This is a genomic window from Pseudomonas canadensis (assembly GCF_030980095.1).
Classification (GTDB): domain Bacteria; phylum Pseudomonadota; class Gammaproteobacteria; order Pseudomonadales; family Pseudomonadaceae; genus Aquipseudomonas; species Aquipseudomonas canadensis.
This window is the reverse complement of record NZ_CP133298.1, coordinates 5815455-5834739: the sequence shown is the minus strand read 5'-3', so window position 1 is coordinate 5834739 and position 19285 is coordinate 5815455. Positions and strand designations below refer to the sequence as shown.

Here is a 19285-nt window from a genome sequence, read left to right as displayed (position 1 = left end):
CCTTTTTTCCGTTTCTTTTCAGCAAACCCCAGGAGATCAGCGATGCCCAGCCGTCGTGAGCGTGCCAACGCCATTCGTGCCCTCAGCATGGATGCCGTGCAAAAAGCCAACAGCGGCCATCCCGGTGCCCCGATGGGCATGGCGGATATCGCCGAGGTGCTTTGGCGTGACTACCTGAAACACAACCCGAGCAACCCGTCGTTCGCCGACCGTGACCGCTTCGTGCTGTCCAACGGCCACGGTTCGATGCTGATCTACTCGCTGCTGCACCTGACCGGCTATGACGTCACCATCGACGACCTGAAAAGCTTCCGTCAACTGCACAGCCGCACCCCGGGCCACCCGGAATTCGGCTACACCCCAGGCGTCGAGACCACCACCGGTCCCCTGGGTCAAGGCCTGGCCAACGCCGTTGGCTTCGCGCTGGCTGAAAAAGTCCTGGGCGCGCAGTTCAACCGCCCTGGCCATGACATCGTCGATCACCACACCTACGTGTTCCTGGGTGATGGTTGCATGATGGAAGGCATTTCCCACGAAGTCGCTTCCCTGGCCGGCACCTTGGGCCTGGGCAAGCTGATCGCGTTCTACGATGACAACGGCATCTCCATCGACGGCGAAGTCGAAGGCTGGTTCACCGATGACACCCCTAAGCGTTTCGAAGCCTACAACTGGCAGGTGATCCGCAACGTCGACGGCCACGATCCGGAAGAGATCAAGACCGCCATCGACACCGCTCGCAAGAGCGCGCAGCCAACCCTGATCTGCTGCAAGACCACCATCGGTTTCGGTTCGCCGAACAAGCAGGGCAAAGAAGACTGCCACGGCGCCCCCCTGGGTGATGCGGAAATCGCCCTGACCCGTGAAGCCCTGAAGTGGAACCACGGCCCGTTCGAAATCCCGGCCGACATCTACGCCGAATGGGATGCCAAGGAAAAAGGCCTGGCCACCGAAGCCGAGTGGGACCAGCGTTTCGCGGCCTACTCCGCCGAATTCCCTGAGCTGGCCAATGAGCTGGTCCGTCGCCTCGCCGGTGACCTGCCTGCCGACTTCTCGGAAAAAGCCTCGGCCTACATCGCCGAAGTCGCGGCCAAGGGCGAAACCATCGCCAGCCGTAAAGCCAGCCAGAACACCCTGAACGCCTTTGGCCCGCTGCTGCCGGAGATCCTCGGCGGTTCGGCTGACCTGGCCGGCTCCAACCTGACCCTGTGGAAAGGCTGCAAGGGCGTGTCGGCGGAAGATGCCAGCGGCAACTACATGTACTACGGCGTACGTGAGTTCGGCATGAGCGCGATCATGAATGGCGTATCCCTGCACGGCGGCCTGGTGCCTTACGGCGCGACCTTCCTGATGTTCATGGAATACGCCCGCAACGCTGTACGCATGGCCGCGCTGATGAAGAAGCGCGTGATCCACGTGTACACCCACGACTCGATCGGCCTTGGTGAAGACGGCCCGACGCACCAGCCGGTCGAGCAGCTGACCAGCCTGCGCACCACGCCGAACCTGGATTGCTGGCGCCCAGCCGACGCGGTGGAATCCGCCGTGGCCTGGAAGCACGCCATCGAGCGCAAGGACGGCCCTTCGGCGCTGATCTTCTCGCGTCAGAACCTGCAGCACCAAGTGCGTACCGACGCGCAGATCGCCGACATCAGCCGTGGCGGCTACGTGCTCAAGGACTGCATCGGCGAGCCGGAGCTGATTCTGATCTCCACCGGTTCCGAAGTGGGCCTGACCGTTCAAGCTTATGACAAGCTGACTGCCCAAGGCCGCAACGTACGCGTTGTGTCCATGCCGTGCACCAGCGTGTTCGAAGCCCAGGACGCCGGCTACAAGCAATCGGTGCTGCCGTTGCAGGTCAGCGCGCGCATTGCCATCGAAGCGGCGCATGCCGACTACTGGTACAAGTACGTGGGCCTGGAAGGCCGCGTGATTGGCATGACCACCTACGGTGAGTCGGCGCCGGCGCCAGCGTTGTTCGAAGAGTTCGGTTTCACCCTGGAAAACATCCTGGGTCAGGCTGAAGAGCTGCTGGAAGACTAAAGCGCGAACGCGGTGGTCGACTGGCCGCCGCACCCCTTGTAGGAGCTGGCTTGCCAGCGATGGCGTCCGTCCAGCCAACATCCATGTTGAAGCTGATGGCCTCATCGCTGGCAAGCCAGCTCCTACAATGGTTTGTGTCGCCCATAATGCGAGAACCCCATGCCTCAACCGCGTCCCTACAAAGTTGCACTCAACGGCTACGGCCGCATTGGTCGTTGCGTCTTGCGTGCTCTGTTCGAGCGAGGGGCGGCGGCCGGGTTTGAAATTGTCGCGATCAATGATTTGGCCGACATGGCCAGCATCGAATACCTGACACGCTTTGACTCCACCCACGGTCGCTTCCCCGGCGAAGTACGGGTCGAAGGCGATTGTCTGCACATTAATGGCAACTGCGTGCAGGTCTTGCGCAGTGCCACCCCCGAAGGCATCGACTGGAAGGCATTGGGCGTCGACCTGGTGCTGGAATGTTCCGGTGTCTATCACACCCGTGCCGACGGCCAGCGTTTCCTCGACGCCGGCGCACCGCGTGTGCTGTTTTCCCAGCCGATGGCCAGCGAGGCGGATGTCGACGCCACCATCGTCTACGGCATCAATCAGGATTGCCTGACCGGCGATGAGCTGCTGGTGTCCAACGCTTCCTGCACCACCAACTGCAGCGTGCCGCTGTTGCGCCTGCTGGATCAGGCGATTGGCCTGGATTATGTGTCGATCACCACGATTCACTCGGCAATGAACGACCAGCCGGTGATCGACGCCTATCACCATGAAGACCTGCGTCGCACGCGTTCGGCGTTCCAGTCAGTGATTCCGGTGTCCACGGGCCTGGCTCGCGGTATCGAACGACTGTTGCCGGAACTTGCCGGGCGAATCCAGGCCAAAGCCGTACGGGTGCCGACGGTGAACGTGTCCTGCCTGGACATCACCATGCAAACCGTCAGTGACACCGATGCGACAGAGGTCAACCGGATCCTGCGCGACGCCGCCACCAGCGGCCCGCTCAAAGGCCTGCTGGCCTACACCGAGTTGCCGCACGCCAGTTGCGATTTCAATCATGACCCGCATTCGGCAATTGTCGATGCCAGCCAGACCCGCGTTTCCGGCCCGAGGCTGGTGAACATCCTGGCCTGGTTCGACAACGAATGGGGCTTTGCCAACCGAATGCTGGATGTTGCGGAACATTATCTGCACATCGCCTCTAAACAACCTCAACAGTAATTCAGGAACTGCGACCCATGACCGTGTTGAAGATGACCGACCTCGATCTGCAAGGTAAGCGCGTACTGATCCGCGAAGACCTCAACGTCCCAGTCAAGGACGGTGTTGTCACCAGCGATGCGCGAATCCTGGCCTCGCTGCCGACCATCAAGCTGGCCCTGGAAAAAGGCGCGGCCGTGATGGTCTGCTCCCACCTGGGTCGTCCGACCGAAGGTGAGTTCTCCGCCGAAAACAGCCTCAAGCCTGTCGCCGATTACCTCAGCAAGGCCCTGGGCCGCGACGTGCCGCTGGTGGCTGATTACCTGGGCGGTGTGGACGTGAAAGCTGGCGACATCGTGTTGTTCGAAAACGTACGCTTCAACAAGGGCGAGAAAAAGAACAGCGACGAACTGGCCCAGCAATATGCGGCGCTGTGCGACGTGTTCGTGATGGACGCGTTTGGCACCGCTCACCGTGCTGAGGGTTCGACCCACGGCGTGGCCAAGTTCGCCAAGGTTGCCGCCGCTGGCCCGCTGCTGGCTGCTGAACTGGACGCACTGGGCAAGGCGCTGGGCGCTCCGGCTCAGCCAATGGCTGCCATCGTGGCCGGCTCCAAGGTGTCCACCAAACTGGACGTGCTCAACAGCCTGAGCCAGATCTGCAACCAGTTGATAGTCGGTGGCGGCATCGCCAACACCTTCCTGGCCGCAGCCGGTCACCCGGTGGGCAAGTCCCTGTACGAACCGGACCTGCTCGACACGGCCCGTGCCATCGCCGCCAAAGTCAGCGTGCCATTGCCGGTCGACGTAGTGGTCGCCAAGGAATTTGCCGAAAGCGCCGAAGCCACCGTCAAGCTGATCGCTGATGTGGCCGCCGACGACATGATCCTGGACATCGGCCCACAAACCGCAGCCAACTTCGCCGAACTGCTGAAAGCCTCGCAGACCATTCTGTGGAATGGCCCGGTTGGCGTGTTTGAGTTCGACCAGTTCGGCAACGGCACCAAAGTGCTGGCCAAGGCCATCGCAGAAAGCTCGGCTTTCTCCATCGCCGGCGGCGGCGACACCCTGGCAGCTATCGATAAATATGGCGTTGCTGACCAAATCTCCTACATTTCTACCGGTGGCGGCGCGTTCCTTGAATTCGTCGAAGGCAAAGTTCTGCCGGCCGTGGAAGTGTTGGAAACCCGAGCCAAAGGCTGAGGCTCGTGATCCGGAAAAGGAGTGTTCCCATGATCAAGTCGTTGGCAATGGTGATCGCAGCGGGCCTGTTGGCCGGCTGCGGCAGCACGCCAAACGCAGAGCCGGACGCTGGCAAGCCTGCGGCACAGCAGAAAAAGAGCTGCTACCAGGCGGACTGGCAAGCCGAGACCATGCCGGTGATCAACAAGCGCATCGGCAACGAACGGCTGGAGAAATACGACGCCGCGCCCAACGGTCAGGAACAGGGTTGCCCTTGACGGGTCTGATCAACTGGCGGCCATCGGTCGCCTCACGAGGATTGGCAATGAAAGGCGTTTTCGCCCTGGCAGCCCTGGCCCTGTTGGCCGGCTGCAGCAGCATGAACTTGTTCAGCAACAAGGCAGAAACTGCCGACAAGTGGACCACGTGGACCTGCGACAGCAAAGCCGAGGTGAACTGGCGCTTTGCTAATCAGGCCAAATCCGAGGTGGATGTCCGTTTGGGCGGTTCCGACCAGGTTTACCGCCTCAAGCAGGACGTTGCCGCCTCGGGCGTGCTGTACAGCGACGGCCAATTGGCGTTTCACACAAAAGGTGAGGAAGGCCTGGTTTACTGGGTTGCCACCGATGATTTGATCGGGCGCGGCTGCAAAGCGCAGTAAGCCTGACAGCAATAACGATTCAGCAGGCCAGGTATTGAAAGCCTGGCCGGCAATAACTTGAATAGCAGCCGCCGCTACGGCAGGCTTGCACGATTAACGACCCTCGACCGGGAGAGACAACACAATGGCACTTATCAGCATGCGTCAAATGCTGGACCACGCAGCCGAGTTCGGCTATGGCGTCCCAGCCTTTAACGTCAACAACCTTGAGCAGATGCGCGCCATCATGGAAGCCGCTGACAAGACCGACTCCCCCGTGATCGTCCAGGCCTCGGCCGGTGCCCGCAAATACGCCGGTGCCCCGTTCCTGCGTCACCTGATCCTCGCCGCAATCGAAGAATTCCCGCACATCCCGGTGTGCATGCACCAGGACCACGGCACCAGCCCTGACGTGTGCCAGCGCTCCATCCAACTGGGCTTCAGCTCGGTGATGATGGACGGTTCCCTCGGCGAAGACGGCAAGACCCCGACCGACTACGAGTACAACGTACGTGTCACCCAACAAACCGTGGCCATGGCCCACGCCTGCGGCGTATCGGTTGAAGGCGAGCTGGGCTGCCTGGGTTCTCTGGAAACCGGCATGGCCGGCGAAGAAGACGGCATCGGCGCCGAAGGCGTGCTGGATCACAGCCAAATGCTGACCGACCCGGAAGAAGCCGCGGACTTCGTGAAAAAGACCCAAGTTGACGCCCTGGCCATCGCCATCGGTACCAGCCACGGCGCTTACAAGTTCACCAAGCCGCCTACCGGCGACGTGCTGGCCATCGACCGCATCAAGGAAATCCACAAGCGCATCCCTAACACCCACCTGGTGATGCACGGTTCTTCCTCGGTCCCGCAAGAGTGGCTGGCAATCATCAACCAGTACGGCGGCGACATCAAAGAAACCTACGGCGTGCCGGTTGAAGAAATTGTTGAAGGCATCAAGTACGGCGTGCGCAAGGTCAACATCGACACCGACCTGCGTCTGGCGTCCACTGGCGCGATGCGCCGCCTGATGGCCACCAACCCAAGCGAGTTCGACCCGCGTAAGTTCTTCGGCGCGACCGTGACCGCGATGCGTGATGTGTGTATCGCGCGCTACGAGGCCTTTGGCACTGCCGGTAATGCTTCGAAGATCAAACCGATCTCGTTGGAAGCGATGTACCAGCGTTATTTGAAAGGTGAGTTGAACGCCAAGGTGAATTAAGCCTCAGCGTTTATAAAAGAAGCCCGCAGCGATGCGGGCTTTTTTTGTGGCTGCGATTCAGTCGTGATCAATATCCAACTTGGCAAACGTCACCCGTGCGCCTTCCTTGCTATCCCCACTGTTATCCTGCACATAGGCGCCTGCCTTGAAGTACAACGGCTTCGCTCCCCACGCTGCACCAATGCGCTCATTCCACTCCCCATCCGCCGCATACACGCTGAGCAGTCCGGCTTTGTTGAGGTTGATCACGTAGGTAAAGCTCTTCTCCAGCGGCACATTCGACGCAACGATGATCACCCGTCCTTCATCCTCATCCGGGCGCATGCGCACTTTGGCGACGATATTGCCGGTCTGGGTCTTTTCCTTGAATTGATACTCCAGTTTGATCAGGGGCTTCTGGCTGTCATAGGCATGGATCTGCCCGATGACAATCTTGCCGGTGGAAGGCACCTGATTGACCTCCAGCGTGGCGCGCAGGAAGTTGTCCGCGTCGGGGTAGGTCCAGTTGCGCAACCGCCCATCGGCGTAGGTTTCACGCAATTCGCTGCGCGGGTACACGGCATTCTCGGTGCGAGTGCCGGTGACGGGTGTCCAGAATTGCACGTTGCTGCCTTCGGCCTGGAAATACTGGTCTTTGAAGCCGTTCATCAGCTTCGGGGTGTCGATGGTCGCGGGCGGGGAGCCTACCGGGATGCTGAGGTTCCAGGTGGAAAGGTCGATCATGGCATTTGCCTTTTTACGGAAGGTGAAGGCTTTGGCCCGTGGGCCAGACAGGTTCTTTATAGGTGGTGTTAACCGTCTTGTTAAACGTTTGCTGGCAATTTATTGGCGTCAAAGGAATGCCAAAAAGCCATGTTTCCCATGAATCGTGGGCTGTAGCGGTTGACCGTTAGTCGGCTTCCTGAAAATTGGCGCAATGATGGCACTGCCGTTACTTCTGCTTTTTTGGAACCGGGGATAGAGTGAGGCCTCAGCGTTTGTCCGGGTTTTCTCTCAGAATTGACCGGAGTGGCTCCCAAGGAAGAGACGTAGCATGGAATGCGCTCCACACCACGGCGATGGCAGTTCGGTTCTTCTGGTGGTCGATGACTACCCGGAAAATCTCATCAGCATGCGTGCGCTTTTGCAGCGCGAAGACTGGCGGGTGATTACCGCCGCTTCCGGCCTGGAAGCCTTGGAGCTACTGCTCGCTCACGAAGTCGACCTAGTGTTGCTGGACGTGCGGATGCCCGGCATGGACGGTTTTGAAGTGGCACGGCTGATGCGTGGCAGCCAACGCACACGCATGACGCCAATCATCTTCCTCACGGCCAACGCCCAGTCGCCCGCAGCGGTGCTGGAAGGCTATGCCAGTGGTGCCGTCGATTATCTGTTCAAGCCGTTTGACCCGAATATCCTCAAGCCCAAGGTCCAAGCCCTGTTGGAGCACCAGCGTAATCGCCGTGCCTTGCAGCGCCTGAGCCATGAACTTGAGTCCGCCCGTGCCTTTAATGCCTCGGTGCTGGATAACGCCGCCGAGGGCATTCTGGTGGTAGGCGAGGGCAGTGTGATCGAGTACGCCAACCCGGCTATTTCGCGGCTGCTGAATGCCACCATGACGGAATTGCAGGGAGAGAGCTTCCTGAGTTTTCTGCAAAAACCCCATGTGCCGGCCTGGCTGGGGTTCGCGATGTTCGAGGCGTACCGCAAAGGCGAAACGTGGCGCCAGCATGACGCCATTTTACGCACCGGTCGCGGTCAGCAGGTGCCGGTGGCGCTGTCTTGCGCGCCGTTGCCTGCGGAGCAGAAGGCCATGGTGGTGACGGTGCTGGACATGTCCGAAGTGCGTCATCTGCACCAGCAACTGGAGTTTCAGGCCGTCACCGACCCGTTGACCGGGTTGTTGAACCGGCGTGGTTTCCACCAGGCAGCAGAGAACACACTGCTGCGCAGCGAGCGTAATGAGCTATCTCTGGTGTTGCTGTATCTGGACCTGGATGGCTTCAAGCGGGTTAATGACTCGTTGGGACATGACGCAGGCGACCGGGTGTTGCGCTGGGTCTCGGAACAGATGCAGGCCTGTTTGCGATCTGGCGACATGCTCGGGCGCATGGGTGGGGATGAATTCACGGCATTGCTGGAACTGGAATTCCCGGAGCAAGCTGCGAAGATTGCGGAAAAACTGATCGAACGAGTGTCGGTGTGCCAGCAGATCGACGGCCTGGATGTGATGCTGGGTGTCAGCATCGGTATCGCCACGTTCCCGGATTGTGGCTCGGACCTGAACGGCCTGCTGCGCGCCGCTGACATTGCGATGTACGAAGCCAAGCGCGCGGGCCGTCAGCAATATCGCTACTACGACCAGGAAATGAACGGCCGCGCCCGCTCGCGCCTGATGCTCGAAGACAGTGTGCGCACGGCGATTCAGAACAAGGATTTCACCCTGGTCTATCAGCCTCAAGTTTCTCTGGAGGACGGCCGCCTGCGTGGCGTTGAAGCGCTGTTGCGCTGGCAGCATCCGAGTGTTGGCGATGTACCTCCGGGGTTGTTTCTGCCGTTGCTGGAAGAGGCGCGGTTGATCAGCCAGCTCAGCACCTGGATTTATCAACAGGTCGCCGCGCAGCGCCAAGTGTGGCAAGCAACGTTTGGTGATGAGCTGGTGCTGAGCGTGAGTCTGTCCAGCAACCAGTTCAATATGCCCAACCTGGCCAGCCAACTGCAGCAGGTGATGGAGCGACATGGGTTGCAGGGGCGACAGTTGGAGGTGGAAATCAGCGAAGACTGCCTGATGAGTAACCTGGAAGAGTCGACCAAGCAGCTCAAGCTGTTGCGCCAGATCGGCGTGCGCATTGCCCTGGATGACTTTGGCCTGGGCAATTGCTCCCTGGCGCATCTGCGCGATCTGGCGTTCGATACGCTCAAGCTCGACCCGCAATTGGTTGCGCGCCTGCCGGGTTCCGCGCGCGACGCGGTGATGGCGCGCAGCATCATTGAGCTGTGTGGGCATTTTGAGGTTGTGGTGGTGGCTGAGGGCGTCGAAACCCAGGAGCAAGCCCAATGGCTCAAGGCCAACGGTTGCCCGTTTATCCAAGGCCCTTTGGCGGCGCAGCCGTTGATGGCCGAGGAAGTGACGGACTGGTGCCGCGCCCGTCTGGGCTGAATTCGTTACACTGACGGCCATCCGAACCTGTTGCAGACCCCATGACCGCGCTGAAATACCACCAGGCCTATCCCGCCGCCCTCCAGGAACAAGTGCGCCAACTGATTGCCAAGGACCAGTTGGGTGCCTATCTGGAACAACGTTACCCCGAACGCCACGCCGTACAGAGCGACAAGGCGCTGTACGCTTACGCCCTGGCCTTGAAGCAGGAACACCTGCGCAACGCGCCGGCCATCGACAAGGTGTTGTTCGATAACCGCCTGGACCTGACGCACCGCGCCCTCGGCCTGCACACCACGATCTCCCGGGTGCAGGGCGGCAACCTCAAGTCGAAAAAAGAGATTCGCATTGCCGCGCTGTTCAAGGAAGCCGCGCCGGAGTTTCTGCGCATGATCGTCGTGCACGAACTGGCGCACTTCAAGGAGTCGGACCACAACAAAGCGTTCTATAAACTCTGTGAGTACATGATGCCGGGCTACCATCAGGTGGAATTCGACCTGCGCGTCTACCTCACGTACCGCGACCTGCAGGGCAAACCCTGACCACAAGGCGACCGACCATGGATGTGAGCAAGACCAAGAGCAGCTTCTACCGCCGCCTGTATGTGGCTTACCTGATCGACAGCGGGCAGGCCAGCAATGTCCCGGCGTTGACCGACGTTACCGGCATGCCCCGGCGCACGGCGCAGGACACGATTGCGGCGTTGGCCGACCTGGATATCTTGTGTGAATTCGAGCAGGAGGACGGTGCCCGCAACCACGCCGGGCACTATCGGATTCGCAACTGGGGAGCGATCGATCGGCGCTGGATCGAAGCAAATCTGGCGCAGATCAAGCAGGTGCTGGGTTACCCCTGACCTTTTCGCATGCCAATGTGCGGAATGTCATCCTCAAGGTATTCCTCACCCGCCACCACAAATCCATAACGCCCGTAGTAGCCCTGCAAATGCGCCTGGGCTGACAGGAAAATCGGTGTTTCAGGCCAGATGTCCTCAATCCGCTTGAGTGTTTCTTCCATCATCCGATGCCCCAATCCGGTGCCACGCGCCACCGGTGCCACAATCACGCGGCCGATCACCACGTCACCGCCTTGAGTCTCTGGGTCCAACAGGCGCAGGTAGGCCACCAGTTGGTCGTCCTGCCAGGCCATCAAATGGTGGGTGTCGCCGGAAAGATCCTGCCCGTCGAGATCCTGGTAGACGCATTTCTGCTCGACAACGAAGACCTCGTTGCGCAGGCGCAAGATGGCGTAAAGCTGCTCCTTGCCCAGGACATCGTGGTGCTTGCAAACCCATTCAACGGTCATGGCATGTTCTCTATATAGATGTCTGTTGCGGATAGTAAGCGCGGCAGGCGTTTGTGTCTAAATCGGCTATTTTTGTGAGTGAAATCAAATTGCCATCATTGAGTGCGTCCTGCGCCGGTTTCTTTGTGTAATCTGAGCTACTGTTAGAACCTCAGGCCCCGCCTGAGCTAAGGCCACCGCCTGCCTGCCAAGGACTTTGAGCATGCCGCGATTCTCTCGTGCCGTTGCTTTGATTGGAGTGTTGCTACTGGTTCAGCCAGCGTTCGCGCAACGTCTGCGCCTGGTAGCGGATGCCTGGCCACCCTTTACCGACGCCACCTTGATCAATGGCGGGCTGGCCACCGATATCGTCAGCACTGCCCTGGCCCGCGCGGGTTATGCCAGTGACTTCGAACAGGTGCCTTGGGCCCGGGCGTTGATGGGCGTGGGCGACGGTCGTTATGACGTTTTGGTGAACGCCTGGTATGACGATGCGCGCACGCAGTTTGGGCAATTCTCCGACGAGTACCTGCTCAACCGCGTGCGTTTCATCAAGCGGCGTGACGATCCCATTGAATTCCAGAACCTTGAGCAACTGCACGACTACCCCATCGCGGTGGTGCGTGGGTATGCCTATTCATCGGCGTTCGATGGCGATGCGCAGTTGCAGAAAGTGCCGGTGCACAATTTCGCCATGGCGGTGCGCATGCTCGCGGCGCAGCGGGTTCGGCTTACGGTGGAGGACGAATATGTGGCGCGTTATTACCTGTCGCGTGAATCGGCTCGGGTGCGCAATTCGGTGGAGTTTTTACCCAAGCCGTTGAGCGAAAACAGCCTGCATATCCTGGTGAGTTTGAAGAACCCCGAGCATGAACAGATCGTCGCCAGCTTTGATCGAGAGATTGCCAAGATGAAGGCCGATGGCAGTTATGCGCGGTTGATGAAGCAGCATGGGATGTAGCGGCCTAAGCCGCGCTGGTGTCCTTGATCAGGTGCGCCGCCAGCGTGCGCAACGGCCCCAGTTGACGACAAATCAATGCCAATTGCGTCTGCACCAATCGCTGCCCCTCATCGATCTCATCCGGCATCTGCTCCAGGTCGGCTGCCAACGCTTCCTCGGCATCGCTCTGGATCGCAATCGGCTGCTTGTTGGCCAATCCCGTGGCGATTTCATCGATGCTTGCCGCCAAGGTATTCCCGGCGCCATCGATCAGATGTTCACGCACCTCGGCCGGCAACTGGGTTTCGCGGTGCGCGCCCAGCCCTGACAAATAGCTGAGCAACGTGTGCGACAGCACCAGGAAGCGGAAGCCCACATCCGCCTCCTTACGGAAGTGCCCAGGCTCCATCAACATGTTCGCCAGGGTGGTCGACAGCGCCGCATCGGCGTTGTGTGCATTGCGTCGGGCCAGACGGTAGGCCAGGTCGTCGCTTTTGCCGGCGGCGTACTGCTGCATGATCTGGCGCAGGTAGATGCTGTTGCAGGTCAGGGTGTTGGCCAACACCTTGTTCAAGCGGCGGCCCTGCCAGTCCGGCAGGAACAGGAATACCGCCAGGCCCGCAATCAAGCTGCCGAGCAGGGTATCGAACAGACGCGGCAGGAACAGCCCGTAACCGTCACCCACCTGGTTGAAGCAGAACAGCACCATCAGCGTGATAGCGGCGGTGGCCAGCGTGTAGCGGGTGGTGCGGTTGATAAAGAACACCAGGCCGGCGGCGATGGCGAACATCGACTGCACCAACGGGCTCGGGAACAGATCGAACAGCGCCCAGGCAACAGTAAGGCCGATGGCGGTGCCGATGATCCGCTGGCCGAGCTTGCGCCGCGTGGCGCCGTAGTTCGGTTGGCACACGAACAGCGTGGTCAGGATGATCCAGTAGCCTTGGGAGGCGTGAATCGCATGCAACATGCCGTAGCCCACGGTCAGCGCCAGGGACAGGCGCAGGGCATGGCGGAACAGCAACGAGGTGGGCGTCATCTGCGTACGCAGGCGCGTCCACATTTCCTTGAGGTTGCGCGGGGCGCGGTCCAGCAGGTTGCTGTCGGTGGCGTCCGCCAGGCTGTCGGGGTTGCTGGCGTCGCCCAGCAGGCGGTCCAGGGTGGACAAGTTGGCCGCCAGCGCGCGCAACGAGCGCAGCAGGCCGCGCCAGGCCGGGTTGCTCTGGATGCGCAGGTGTTCCAGGGAGGCGTTTAGGTCACCCAGGGCCTCGGCGAAGCTGTCGTCATAGATGAACGGCTGGCGCAGCTGGATCGACTCGGCCAGGGCCTGGCACGCCTTGCCCTGCTGGCGCAGCAGGCGCTGGCAACGGAACAGTACATCGCTGTGGAAGAAGGCCTCGGCCAGGGCGTTGTAGGGATAATGGGACGAGCTGGCGCGTTCGTGGATGTCTTGGGCGAGGAAGTACAGCTTGAGGTAGCGGCTGACTTTCGAGCCAGGGCGACCATTGCCCACGCGGTGCAGGATGATTTCCTTCGCCGCATTCAGCGCGGCCACAACCCGCCCATTTTGCTGGGCCAGTTCCAGGCGGCGCGCTTCCACGTCCAGCTGGCGAATCGGCTCGAACAGCGACGACTTGAGCTTGAGGTAACGCCCCAGCTCGCGAAACAACCGCGCCAGGCTTTGCTGCACCGGCTGGTTGGAAAACAGCGCCTGCCACAGCACCGACAGTGCGCCGTACCAGGCCGCACCGGCCACCAGCAGCAGCGGCTCGTGCCAGAAGTCGGAAACGGCGCCGCCACGCTGGTCCACGCCGATCATGGTGTACACCGACAGGATCAGCGTTGCCGATGCGATCGCGCCATAGCGCTCGCCCAAGGCGCCGAGCATGGTCAGGCAGAAGGTGGCAAGGGCCAGGGAGATCGCGAAGATCCAGGGATAAGGGAACAGCAGCTCCACCGACAGCGCGGCAATGCTGAAACACACCAGCGTCACCGCCAGGGCATTGAGACGGCCTTGCCAACTGTCATCGGTCTCGGCCAGGGCGCTGGCGATAATCCCCAGGAACAATGGGATCAGCAGCGTCATTTCATCCTGATACCAGCACAGCGCCATGCTGCCGGTGAGGGCGATGAACACCCGAATGCTGTAACTGAATTTATCCAGCGCCCACAGGCGCCGCATGGACTGCTTGAACGAGGTCGATGACATGAAGTCTGGAGTCTTCCGGGACGATGCCGCTAAATTGAGCTATCAAGGACGCCACGGCAAGCGTGGCGATCACATCCAACAGCAAAATTTATTCCACTGCGCCGATCAGGCGTACTGCGCCGCCGCGTAACCTGAAGCCCAGGCCCACTGGAAGTTGAAGCCACCCAGGTGACCGGTCACATCCAGCACTTCACCGATAAAGTACAGACCGGGGCTTTTCAGCGATTCCATGGTCTTGGACGACACTTCCCGTGTGTCCACACCACCCAGCGTGACTTCCGCCGTGCGATAACCCTCGGTGCCTGCCGGCACCAATTGCCAGTTGCCGAGTTTTTGCGCGATGTCGGCAATTTCGGCGTGGGTGTACTGCTTCATCGGCTTGGACGCAAACCAGGTGTCCGCCAGCAGGTTGGCCATCTTCTTGGTGAAGATCTCGCCCAGCAGGGTTTTCAGCTCGCTGTTGGGACGCTCGACCTGTTGCTGTTGCAGCCAAGTGTGGGCGTCATGGTCGGGCAGCAGGTTGATTTCCACCGTGTCGCCGGATTCCCAATACGAAGAAATCTGCAGGATCGCCGGCCCACTCAGGCCGCGGTGGGTGAACAGGATGTTTTCGCGAAAGCTCTGGCCGTTGCAGCTCACCAGGCAATCCACCGACGTGCCCGACAACTCGCCGCACAAGTCCTTGAGCTGATCGGTGATGGTGAACGGTACCAGCCCGGCGCGCGTCGGCAGCAGTTCGTGGCCGAATTGCTTGGCCACCTGATAACCAAAACCGGTGGCGCCCAGGGTGGGAATCGACAGGCCGCCGGTGGCGATCACCAGGGATTCGCAGCGCAGCTCACCCAGGGTGGTCTGCAACTGGTAGCCGCTGTCGAGCTTGGCGATTTCCTGGATCGATGTGTCCAGATGCAGGCTCACGCCGACCTGGATGCACTCATCGAGCAGCATGCCGAGGATGTCGCTGGACTTGTTATCGCAGAACAGTTGGCCGAGCTTCTTCTCGTGGTACGGCACGCCGTGCTTGGCCACCAGCCCGATAAAGTCCCATTGGGTGTAGCGGGCCAGGGCGGATTTGCAGAAATGCGCGTTATGCGAGAGGAAGTTGGCCGGCTCGGTGTACATATTGGTGAAATTGCAGCGGCCACCACCGGACATCAGGATCTTCTTGCCGGCCTTGTTGGCATGGTCGATCAACATCACCTTGCGTCCACGCCCGGCGGCGGTCAGGGCGCACATCAAGCCTGCGGCGCCGGCGCCAATGATCACAACTTCGGTCGAGCGCACAGCAGTGTCCTCACAAAAACTTGATATGAAATGCAATTGAATGTGGGAGAGGGCTGTTGTGGTGAGCGGGCTTGCCCCGCGCTGGAGTGCGTAGCGCTCCCAAGATTTTGGGGCTGCTTCGCAACCCAGCGCGGGGCAAGCCCGCTCACCACAGCAAGCCCGCTCCCACAATGGGTCTCCATTGGATTGGAGAGTGTTACAAAATTCGTACGCGCAACGAGCGGCCCTTGATCTTGCCGTCGTTCAAGCGCTGCAATGCCTGCTTGGCGATCCCGCGCTCCACGGCCACGAAGGCCTGGAAATCAAAGATCGCGATCTTGCCGACCTGGGCACCCGGGATGCCCGCTTCACCGGTCAGTGCGCCAAGGATGTCGCCTGGACGAACCTTGTCTTTACGCCCGGCCGCAATGCACAGGGTGCTCATCTGTGGCAGCAACGGACCACCGCTTTGCGGCTTGAGGTTGTCCAGTTGGTCCCAGTTCAACGGCGACTTCTGCAGTTGCTCGATGGCCTGGGCGCGGTGCGCTTCGGACGGGGCGACCAGGCTGATGGCGATGCCGGTCTCACCGGCACGACCGGTACGGCCGACGCGGTGGATGTGGATTTCCGAGTCGCGGGCCAATTCGACGTTGATCACCATGTCCAGCGAATCAATGTCCAAACCACGGGCGGCAACGTCGGTAGCGACCAGCACTGAGGTACTGCGGTTGGCGAACATCGCCAGCACCTGGTCACGGTCGCGCTGTTCCAGGTCGCCATGCAGGCCGACGGCGGAAATACCCTTGGACGTCAGGTGATCCACGGTTTCCTGCACTTGCTGCTTGGTGAAGCAGAACGCCACGCAGGAGGCCGGGCGGAAATGCGCCAGGACTTTGGTCACCGCGTCCATGCGCTCTTCCGGCGAGATCTCGAAGAAACGCTGCTCGATCTGGTCATCGGAGTGGAACGCTTCGGCTTTCACTTGCTGCGGCGCGCGCATGAACTTGGAGGCCAACTGCTTGATGCTCACCGGGTAGGTGGCCGAGAACAGCAGGGTCTGGCGGCGTGGCGGGGTCTTGCTGATGATGTCTTCGATGGCGTCGTAGAAGCCCATGTCGAGCATGCGGTCGGCTTCGTCGAGGATCAGCGTGTTCAGGCCGTCGAGTACCAGCGAGCCCTTGCGCAAGTGCTGCTGGATACGGCCTGGCGTGCCGACGATAACGTGGGCGCCGTGTTCCAAGGAAGCGATCTGCGGGCCAAGGGACACGCCGCCGCACAGGGTCAGCACCTTGATGTTGTCTTCGGCACGGGCCAGACGGCGGATTTCCTTGGCGACCTGGTCGGCCAGCTCACGGGTCGGGCACATCACCAGGGCCTGGCAGCCGAAGTAGCGCGGGTTGATCGGGTTCAACAGGCCGATGCCGAAGGCGGCGGTCTTGCCGCTGCCAGTCTTGGCCTGGGCAATCAGGTCCAGCCCCTTGAGGATCACCGGCAAGCTTTGCGCCTGGATCTGCGTCATCTCGACATAACCCAGCGAGTCGAGGTTAGCCAGCATGGCGGCGGACAGGGGCAAAGTATTAAAAGCGGTGGCGATGGTAGTCACGGGACTGGCTCTGCAAAACAAAATGTCGCGCAGTGTACCAGCCCTGTGGGATTTTCCCCGCAAGTTCTAGACGAGAAGCCTGTTAATGCTCGATATGCTGCTCGGGACTGGCTGCACGCTTGCCGTCTTTTGGCGACAGTTGCAGGAAGATCGCCGCCGCCAGCATCGCCATGATGCCCACCGTGAGGAAGGTCAGTTGGAACGCGCCGAGGACCGTGCTCACGCCGTCATTGCCGGTTTCAGCGGTAAATCCGCCGAGCAGTGCACCGGCGCAGGCGACCCCGAGGCTCAACGACAACTGCGCCACCACCGACAGCAAACTGTTGCCGCTGCTGGCCTGGGCGTCATCGAGGTCGATCAGGGTGACGGTGTTCATCGCGGTGAATTGCAGCGAGTTGATCGCCCCCAATACCGCCAGCATGCCCAGTAGCAGCGGGTAGGGCGTGTGTTCTGTGACCAATCCCATGCTCGCCAGCATGATGCCCAGCGCCAGGGTGTTGCCAGTCAGCACGATGCGGTAGCCCAAGCGTTCGATCAGCGGGCGTGCCACGGACTTGGCAAACATCGCCGCCGCCGCCAGGGGCAGCATGCTCATGCCGGCTTCCGACGGTGAATACCCCAGCGCCACTTGCAACAGCAGCGGCACCAGGAACGGCAGGGCGCCGCTGCCCAGCCGCGCGAACAGGTTGCCGAGGATGCCCACGGCAAAGGTGCGGGTCTTGAACAGCACCGGCGAGAACAGTGGGTTATCGATATGCCCGGCGCGCAGCCAATATGCCGCCAGGCACGCGAGGCCGCCGAACAGCAGCAACATCACCCGCAGGTGCGGCAAGTGCAGCTCGCCCAGGCCTTCCATGGCGATGGTGATCAACACCATCGCGGCGCCAAACAGCAGGAAGCCGATCCCGTCGAAGCGCGTGCGTTCACTGCCACGCAGGTCGGGGATGAATTTCCACACGGCGTAGCAGCCGATCATGCCCACCGGCAGGTTGATCAGGAAGATCCAGTGCCACGTCAGGTATTGCACCATCCAGCCGCCCATGGTCGGGCCGAGCAACGGGCCGAGCAAACCGGGAATGGTGATGAAGCCCATGATGCGCACCAGTTCGGAGCGCGGATACGCACGCAACACCACCAGCCGGCCCACGGGCAGCATCAGCGCACCGCCCAGGCCTTGGATCACCCGAGCGCCCACCAGCATGGTCAAGCTGCTGGATAGCGCGCACAGCAGTGAGCCAATGCTGAACAGCATGATTGCGCCGAAGAAGATTTTCTTGGTGCCGAAGCGGTCGGCGATCCAGCCCGAGGCCGGGATCAGCAAGGCGACGGTGAGCATGTAGGCGATCACCACCCCTTGCATGCGCAGCGGGTTTTCCGCGAGGTCCCGGGCCATGGCCGGTAATGCCGTGTTGAGGATCGTCCCGTCCAGCGACTGCATGAAGAAGGCAATCGCGACCACCCAGGGGAGCCAGCGGGCGGTCTTGGCATCGAGCGGGACGCGGTTCGGCATGGAAACCCTTTTTGGTTAGCAGGCTATGTGTTGGCGATTATGCGCCATTCGTCGCGCGTTTTCCCACCAGGAAATCCAGCAGTTCACGGTGCACCGCCACGGCGGCTTCGTTGGATTCAAGGTCGAGCAAGTGGCCAGTATGTTCGGCCACAGCAAAACTGCTGCGCCCCACGTATTGCTTGAACAACTGGGCCTCGGCGGCGGGGGTGTATTCGTCCAGGGCGCCGTTGAGGAAGTGCACCGGCGTTTCAATCTGCCGCAGTGCCGGCAGGTAGTTGCCATCGCCCAAGGCCAACACTTGGTGGATATGAAAACGCGCCTGGCGGTATTCGGTGGTGGCCATGGTCGACAAGTGCCGGTGGTTGTTGCGCTTGAGCCGGGGCGACAAATACTTGCCCACGGTTTCATTGAGCAAGTGGCCGACGGCGGACTTGTCGTCCGCTTCGATCAATACGCGTACACGTTCCACATAGTCGAGCATGGCTTGGTTGAGGTTGGGCGCGAGGGCCATCACCACTGAGCTTTCGATGGAGGGCGGGTTGTGCGCCAGGGTCAGCAACGTGGAGATGCCGCCCCAGGAGGCCGACACCAGATGGTTGACCTGGAAGCGCTCGACCAGGGCGCGCAGCATCTGCACCTCGTCGTCCTTGGTCACCAGGTCAAGGTCAGTGTTGTGTTCGCGGGAATAGCCGGAGAACGGCAGGTCGAACAGCAACACATTGAAGTGCTCGGCCAGGCATTTGCTGGTGCGAGCGAAGGAGCGCGTAGTGGACAGCGCGCCGTTGACCATCAGGATGGTCTTTTTTTGCGAATCGTTTCCCAGTTGCTCAACATGAACGTTGTAGTGCTTGAACAGCTTTTCAATGACAAAACTTCCATGGTTCATGTCAACGCTCCAGCTTGCCCTTCCCGGGCAAGGTCGTGCTCTCGTGGGTGGGGGTGGCGGGATGCCACTAACCCTTATAACGAGGTTTTTTAAGCGCGACAACTGAGCACGCTGGAGCAAGCGTGAGATGGGATTTGACGGTAGGAAGGATTGAGTCGAGGTGTCGGAAGTAACCGCAAGACAGTG

At 60.7% G+C, this 19285-nt stretch carries 17 protein-coding genes; 10 read left to right on the top strand and 7 right to left on the bottom strand.

Annotated features, from left to right (window positions below; all coding sequences use genetic code 11):
• The first annotated feature begins 42 nt into the window (after positions 1-42).
• From tkt to fba, 6 genes are all read left to right on the top strand, one after another.
• Complete coding sequence (gene tkt / locus RB216_RS27195) at positions 43-2040, top strand: transketolase (RefSeq protein WP_028618256.1); 1998 nt, start codon at positions 43-45, stop codon at positions 2038-2040.
• A gap of 159 nt (positions 2041-2199) precedes the next feature.
• A complete protein-coding gene (gene epd / locus RB216_RS27190) occupies positions 2200-3255 on the top strand; it encodes an erythrose-4-phosphate dehydrogenase (RefSeq protein WP_016977753.1) in 1056 nt (351 codons plus the stop codon).
• Positions 3256-3272: 17 nt separating this feature from the next.
• Positions 3273-4436 carry a phosphoglycerate kinase gene (locus RB216_RS27185; RefSeq protein WP_025857657.1) on the top strand — a complete coding sequence of 388 codons (1164 nt, stop codon included), beginning with the start codon at positions 3273-3275 and terminating at the stop codon, positions 4434-4436.
• Between the two features lie 29 nt (positions 4437-4465).
• On the top strand, positions 4466-4693 hold the full coding sequence (locus RB216_RS27180; RefSeq protein WP_016977755.1) for a hypothetical protein: 228 nt from the start codon (positions 4466-4468) through the stop codon (positions 4691-4693).
• Positions 4694-4740: 47 nt separating this feature from the next.
• Positions 4741-5076 carry an MliC family protein gene (locus RB216_RS27175; RefSeq protein ID WP_068937840.1) on the top strand — a complete coding sequence of 112 codons (336 nt, stop codon included), beginning with the start codon at positions 4741-4743 and terminating at the stop codon, positions 5074-5076.
• A 124-nt stretch (positions 5077-5200) separates the two neighbouring features.
• The gene (fba, locus tag RB216_RS27170) at positions 5201-6265 is read left to right on the top strand and encodes a class II fructose-bisphosphate aldolase (RefSeq protein ID WP_003177554.1); all 1065 of its coding nucleotides are present in this window, start codon (positions 5201-5203) and stop codon (positions 6263-6265) included.
• Positions 6266-6322: 57 nt separating this feature from the next.
• Here fba and RB216_RS27165 read toward each other — a convergent pair whose 3' ends face one another.
• On the bottom strand, positions 6323-6988 hold the full coding sequence (locus RB216_RS27165; protein ID WP_016977762.1) for a polysaccharide lyase family 7 protein: 666 nt from the start codon (positions 6986-6988) through the stop codon (positions 6323-6325).
• Positions 6989-7298: 310 nt separating this feature from the next.
• Here RB216_RS27165 and RB216_RS27160 point away from each other — a divergent pair, with 310 nt between their 5' ends.
• The 3 genes from RB216_RS27160 to RB216_RS27150 are packed head-to-tail and all read left to right on the top strand — an operon-like array spanning position 7299 to position 10260.
• Complete coding sequence (locus RB216_RS27160; RefSeq protein ID WP_028618253.1) at positions 7299-9404, top strand: putative bifunctional diguanylate cyclase/phosphodiesterase; 2106 nt, start codon at positions 7299-7301, stop codon at positions 9402-9404.
• A 41-nt stretch (positions 9405-9445) separates the two neighbouring features.
• Positions 9446-9946: a M48 metallopeptidase family protein gene (locus RB216_RS27155; RefSeq protein WP_308908085.1), complete on the top strand. Its 501-nt coding sequence runs from the start codon at positions 9446-9448 to the stop codon at positions 9944-9946.
• Positions 9947-9963: 17 nt separating this feature from the next.
• Complete coding sequence (locus RB216_RS27150) at positions 9964-10260, top strand: winged helix-turn-helix domain-containing protein (RefSeq protein WP_016977764.1); 297 nt, start codon at positions 9964-9966, stop codon at positions 10258-10260.
• Here RB216_RS27150 and RB216_RS27145 read toward each other — a convergent pair.
• A complete protein-coding gene (locus tag RB216_RS27145) occupies positions 10251-10709 on the bottom strand; it encodes a GNAT family N-acetyltransferase (protein WP_122686864.1) in 459 nt (152 codons plus the stop codon). The two genes, RB216_RS27150 and RB216_RS27145, sit on opposite strands and share 10 nt — an antisense overlap.
• Positions 10710-10911: 202 nt before the next feature.
• Here RB216_RS27145 and RB216_RS27140 point away from each other — a divergent pair, with 202 nt between their 5' ends.
• Positions 10912-11649, top strand: coding sequence for a substrate-binding periplasmic protein (locus tag RB216_RS27140; protein WP_308908084.1), 738 nt, complete (start codon positions 10912-10914; stop codon positions 11647-11649).
• Positions 11650-11653: 4 nt separating this feature from the next.
• Here RB216_RS27140 and yccS read toward each other — a convergent pair whose 3' ends face one another.
• From yccS to RB216_RS27115, 5 genes are all read right to left on the bottom strand, one after another.
• Positions 11654-13837: a YccS family putative transporter gene (gene yccS, locus RB216_RS27135; protein ID WP_028618250.1), complete on the bottom strand. Its 2184-nt coding sequence runs from the start codon at positions 13835-13837 to the stop codon at positions 11654-11656.
• A 105-nt stretch (positions 13838-13942) separates the two neighbouring features.
• Positions 13943-15121: a BaiN/RdsA family NAD(P)/FAD-dependent oxidoreductase gene (locus RB216_RS27130; RefSeq protein ID WP_028618249.1), complete on the bottom strand. Its 1179-nt coding sequence runs from the start codon at positions 15119-15121 to the stop codon at positions 13943-13945.
• Positions 15122-15317: 196 nt separating this feature from the next.
• Positions 15318-16655: an ATP-dependent RNA helicase DbpA gene (gene dbpA, locus RB216_RS27125; RefSeq protein WP_233081520.1), complete on the bottom strand. Its 1338-nt coding sequence runs from the start codon at positions 16653-16655 to the stop codon at positions 15318-15320.
• Positions 16656-16785: 130 nt separating this feature from the next.
• Positions 16786-18213 (bottom strand): multidrug transporter subunit MdtD, encoded by a 1428-nt coding sequence (mdtD, locus tag RB216_RS27120; RefSeq protein WP_016977771.1) that lies wholly within the window; start codon positions 18211-18213, stop codon positions 16786-16788.
• 37 nt (positions 18214-18250) lie between these two features.
• Positions 18251-19099 carry an alpha/beta fold hydrolase gene (locus RB216_RS27115; protein WP_068937843.1) on the bottom strand — a complete coding sequence of 283 codons (849 nt, stop codon included), beginning with the start codon at positions 19097-19099 and terminating at the stop codon, positions 18251-18253.
• Positions 19100-19285: the final 186 nt, after the last annotated feature.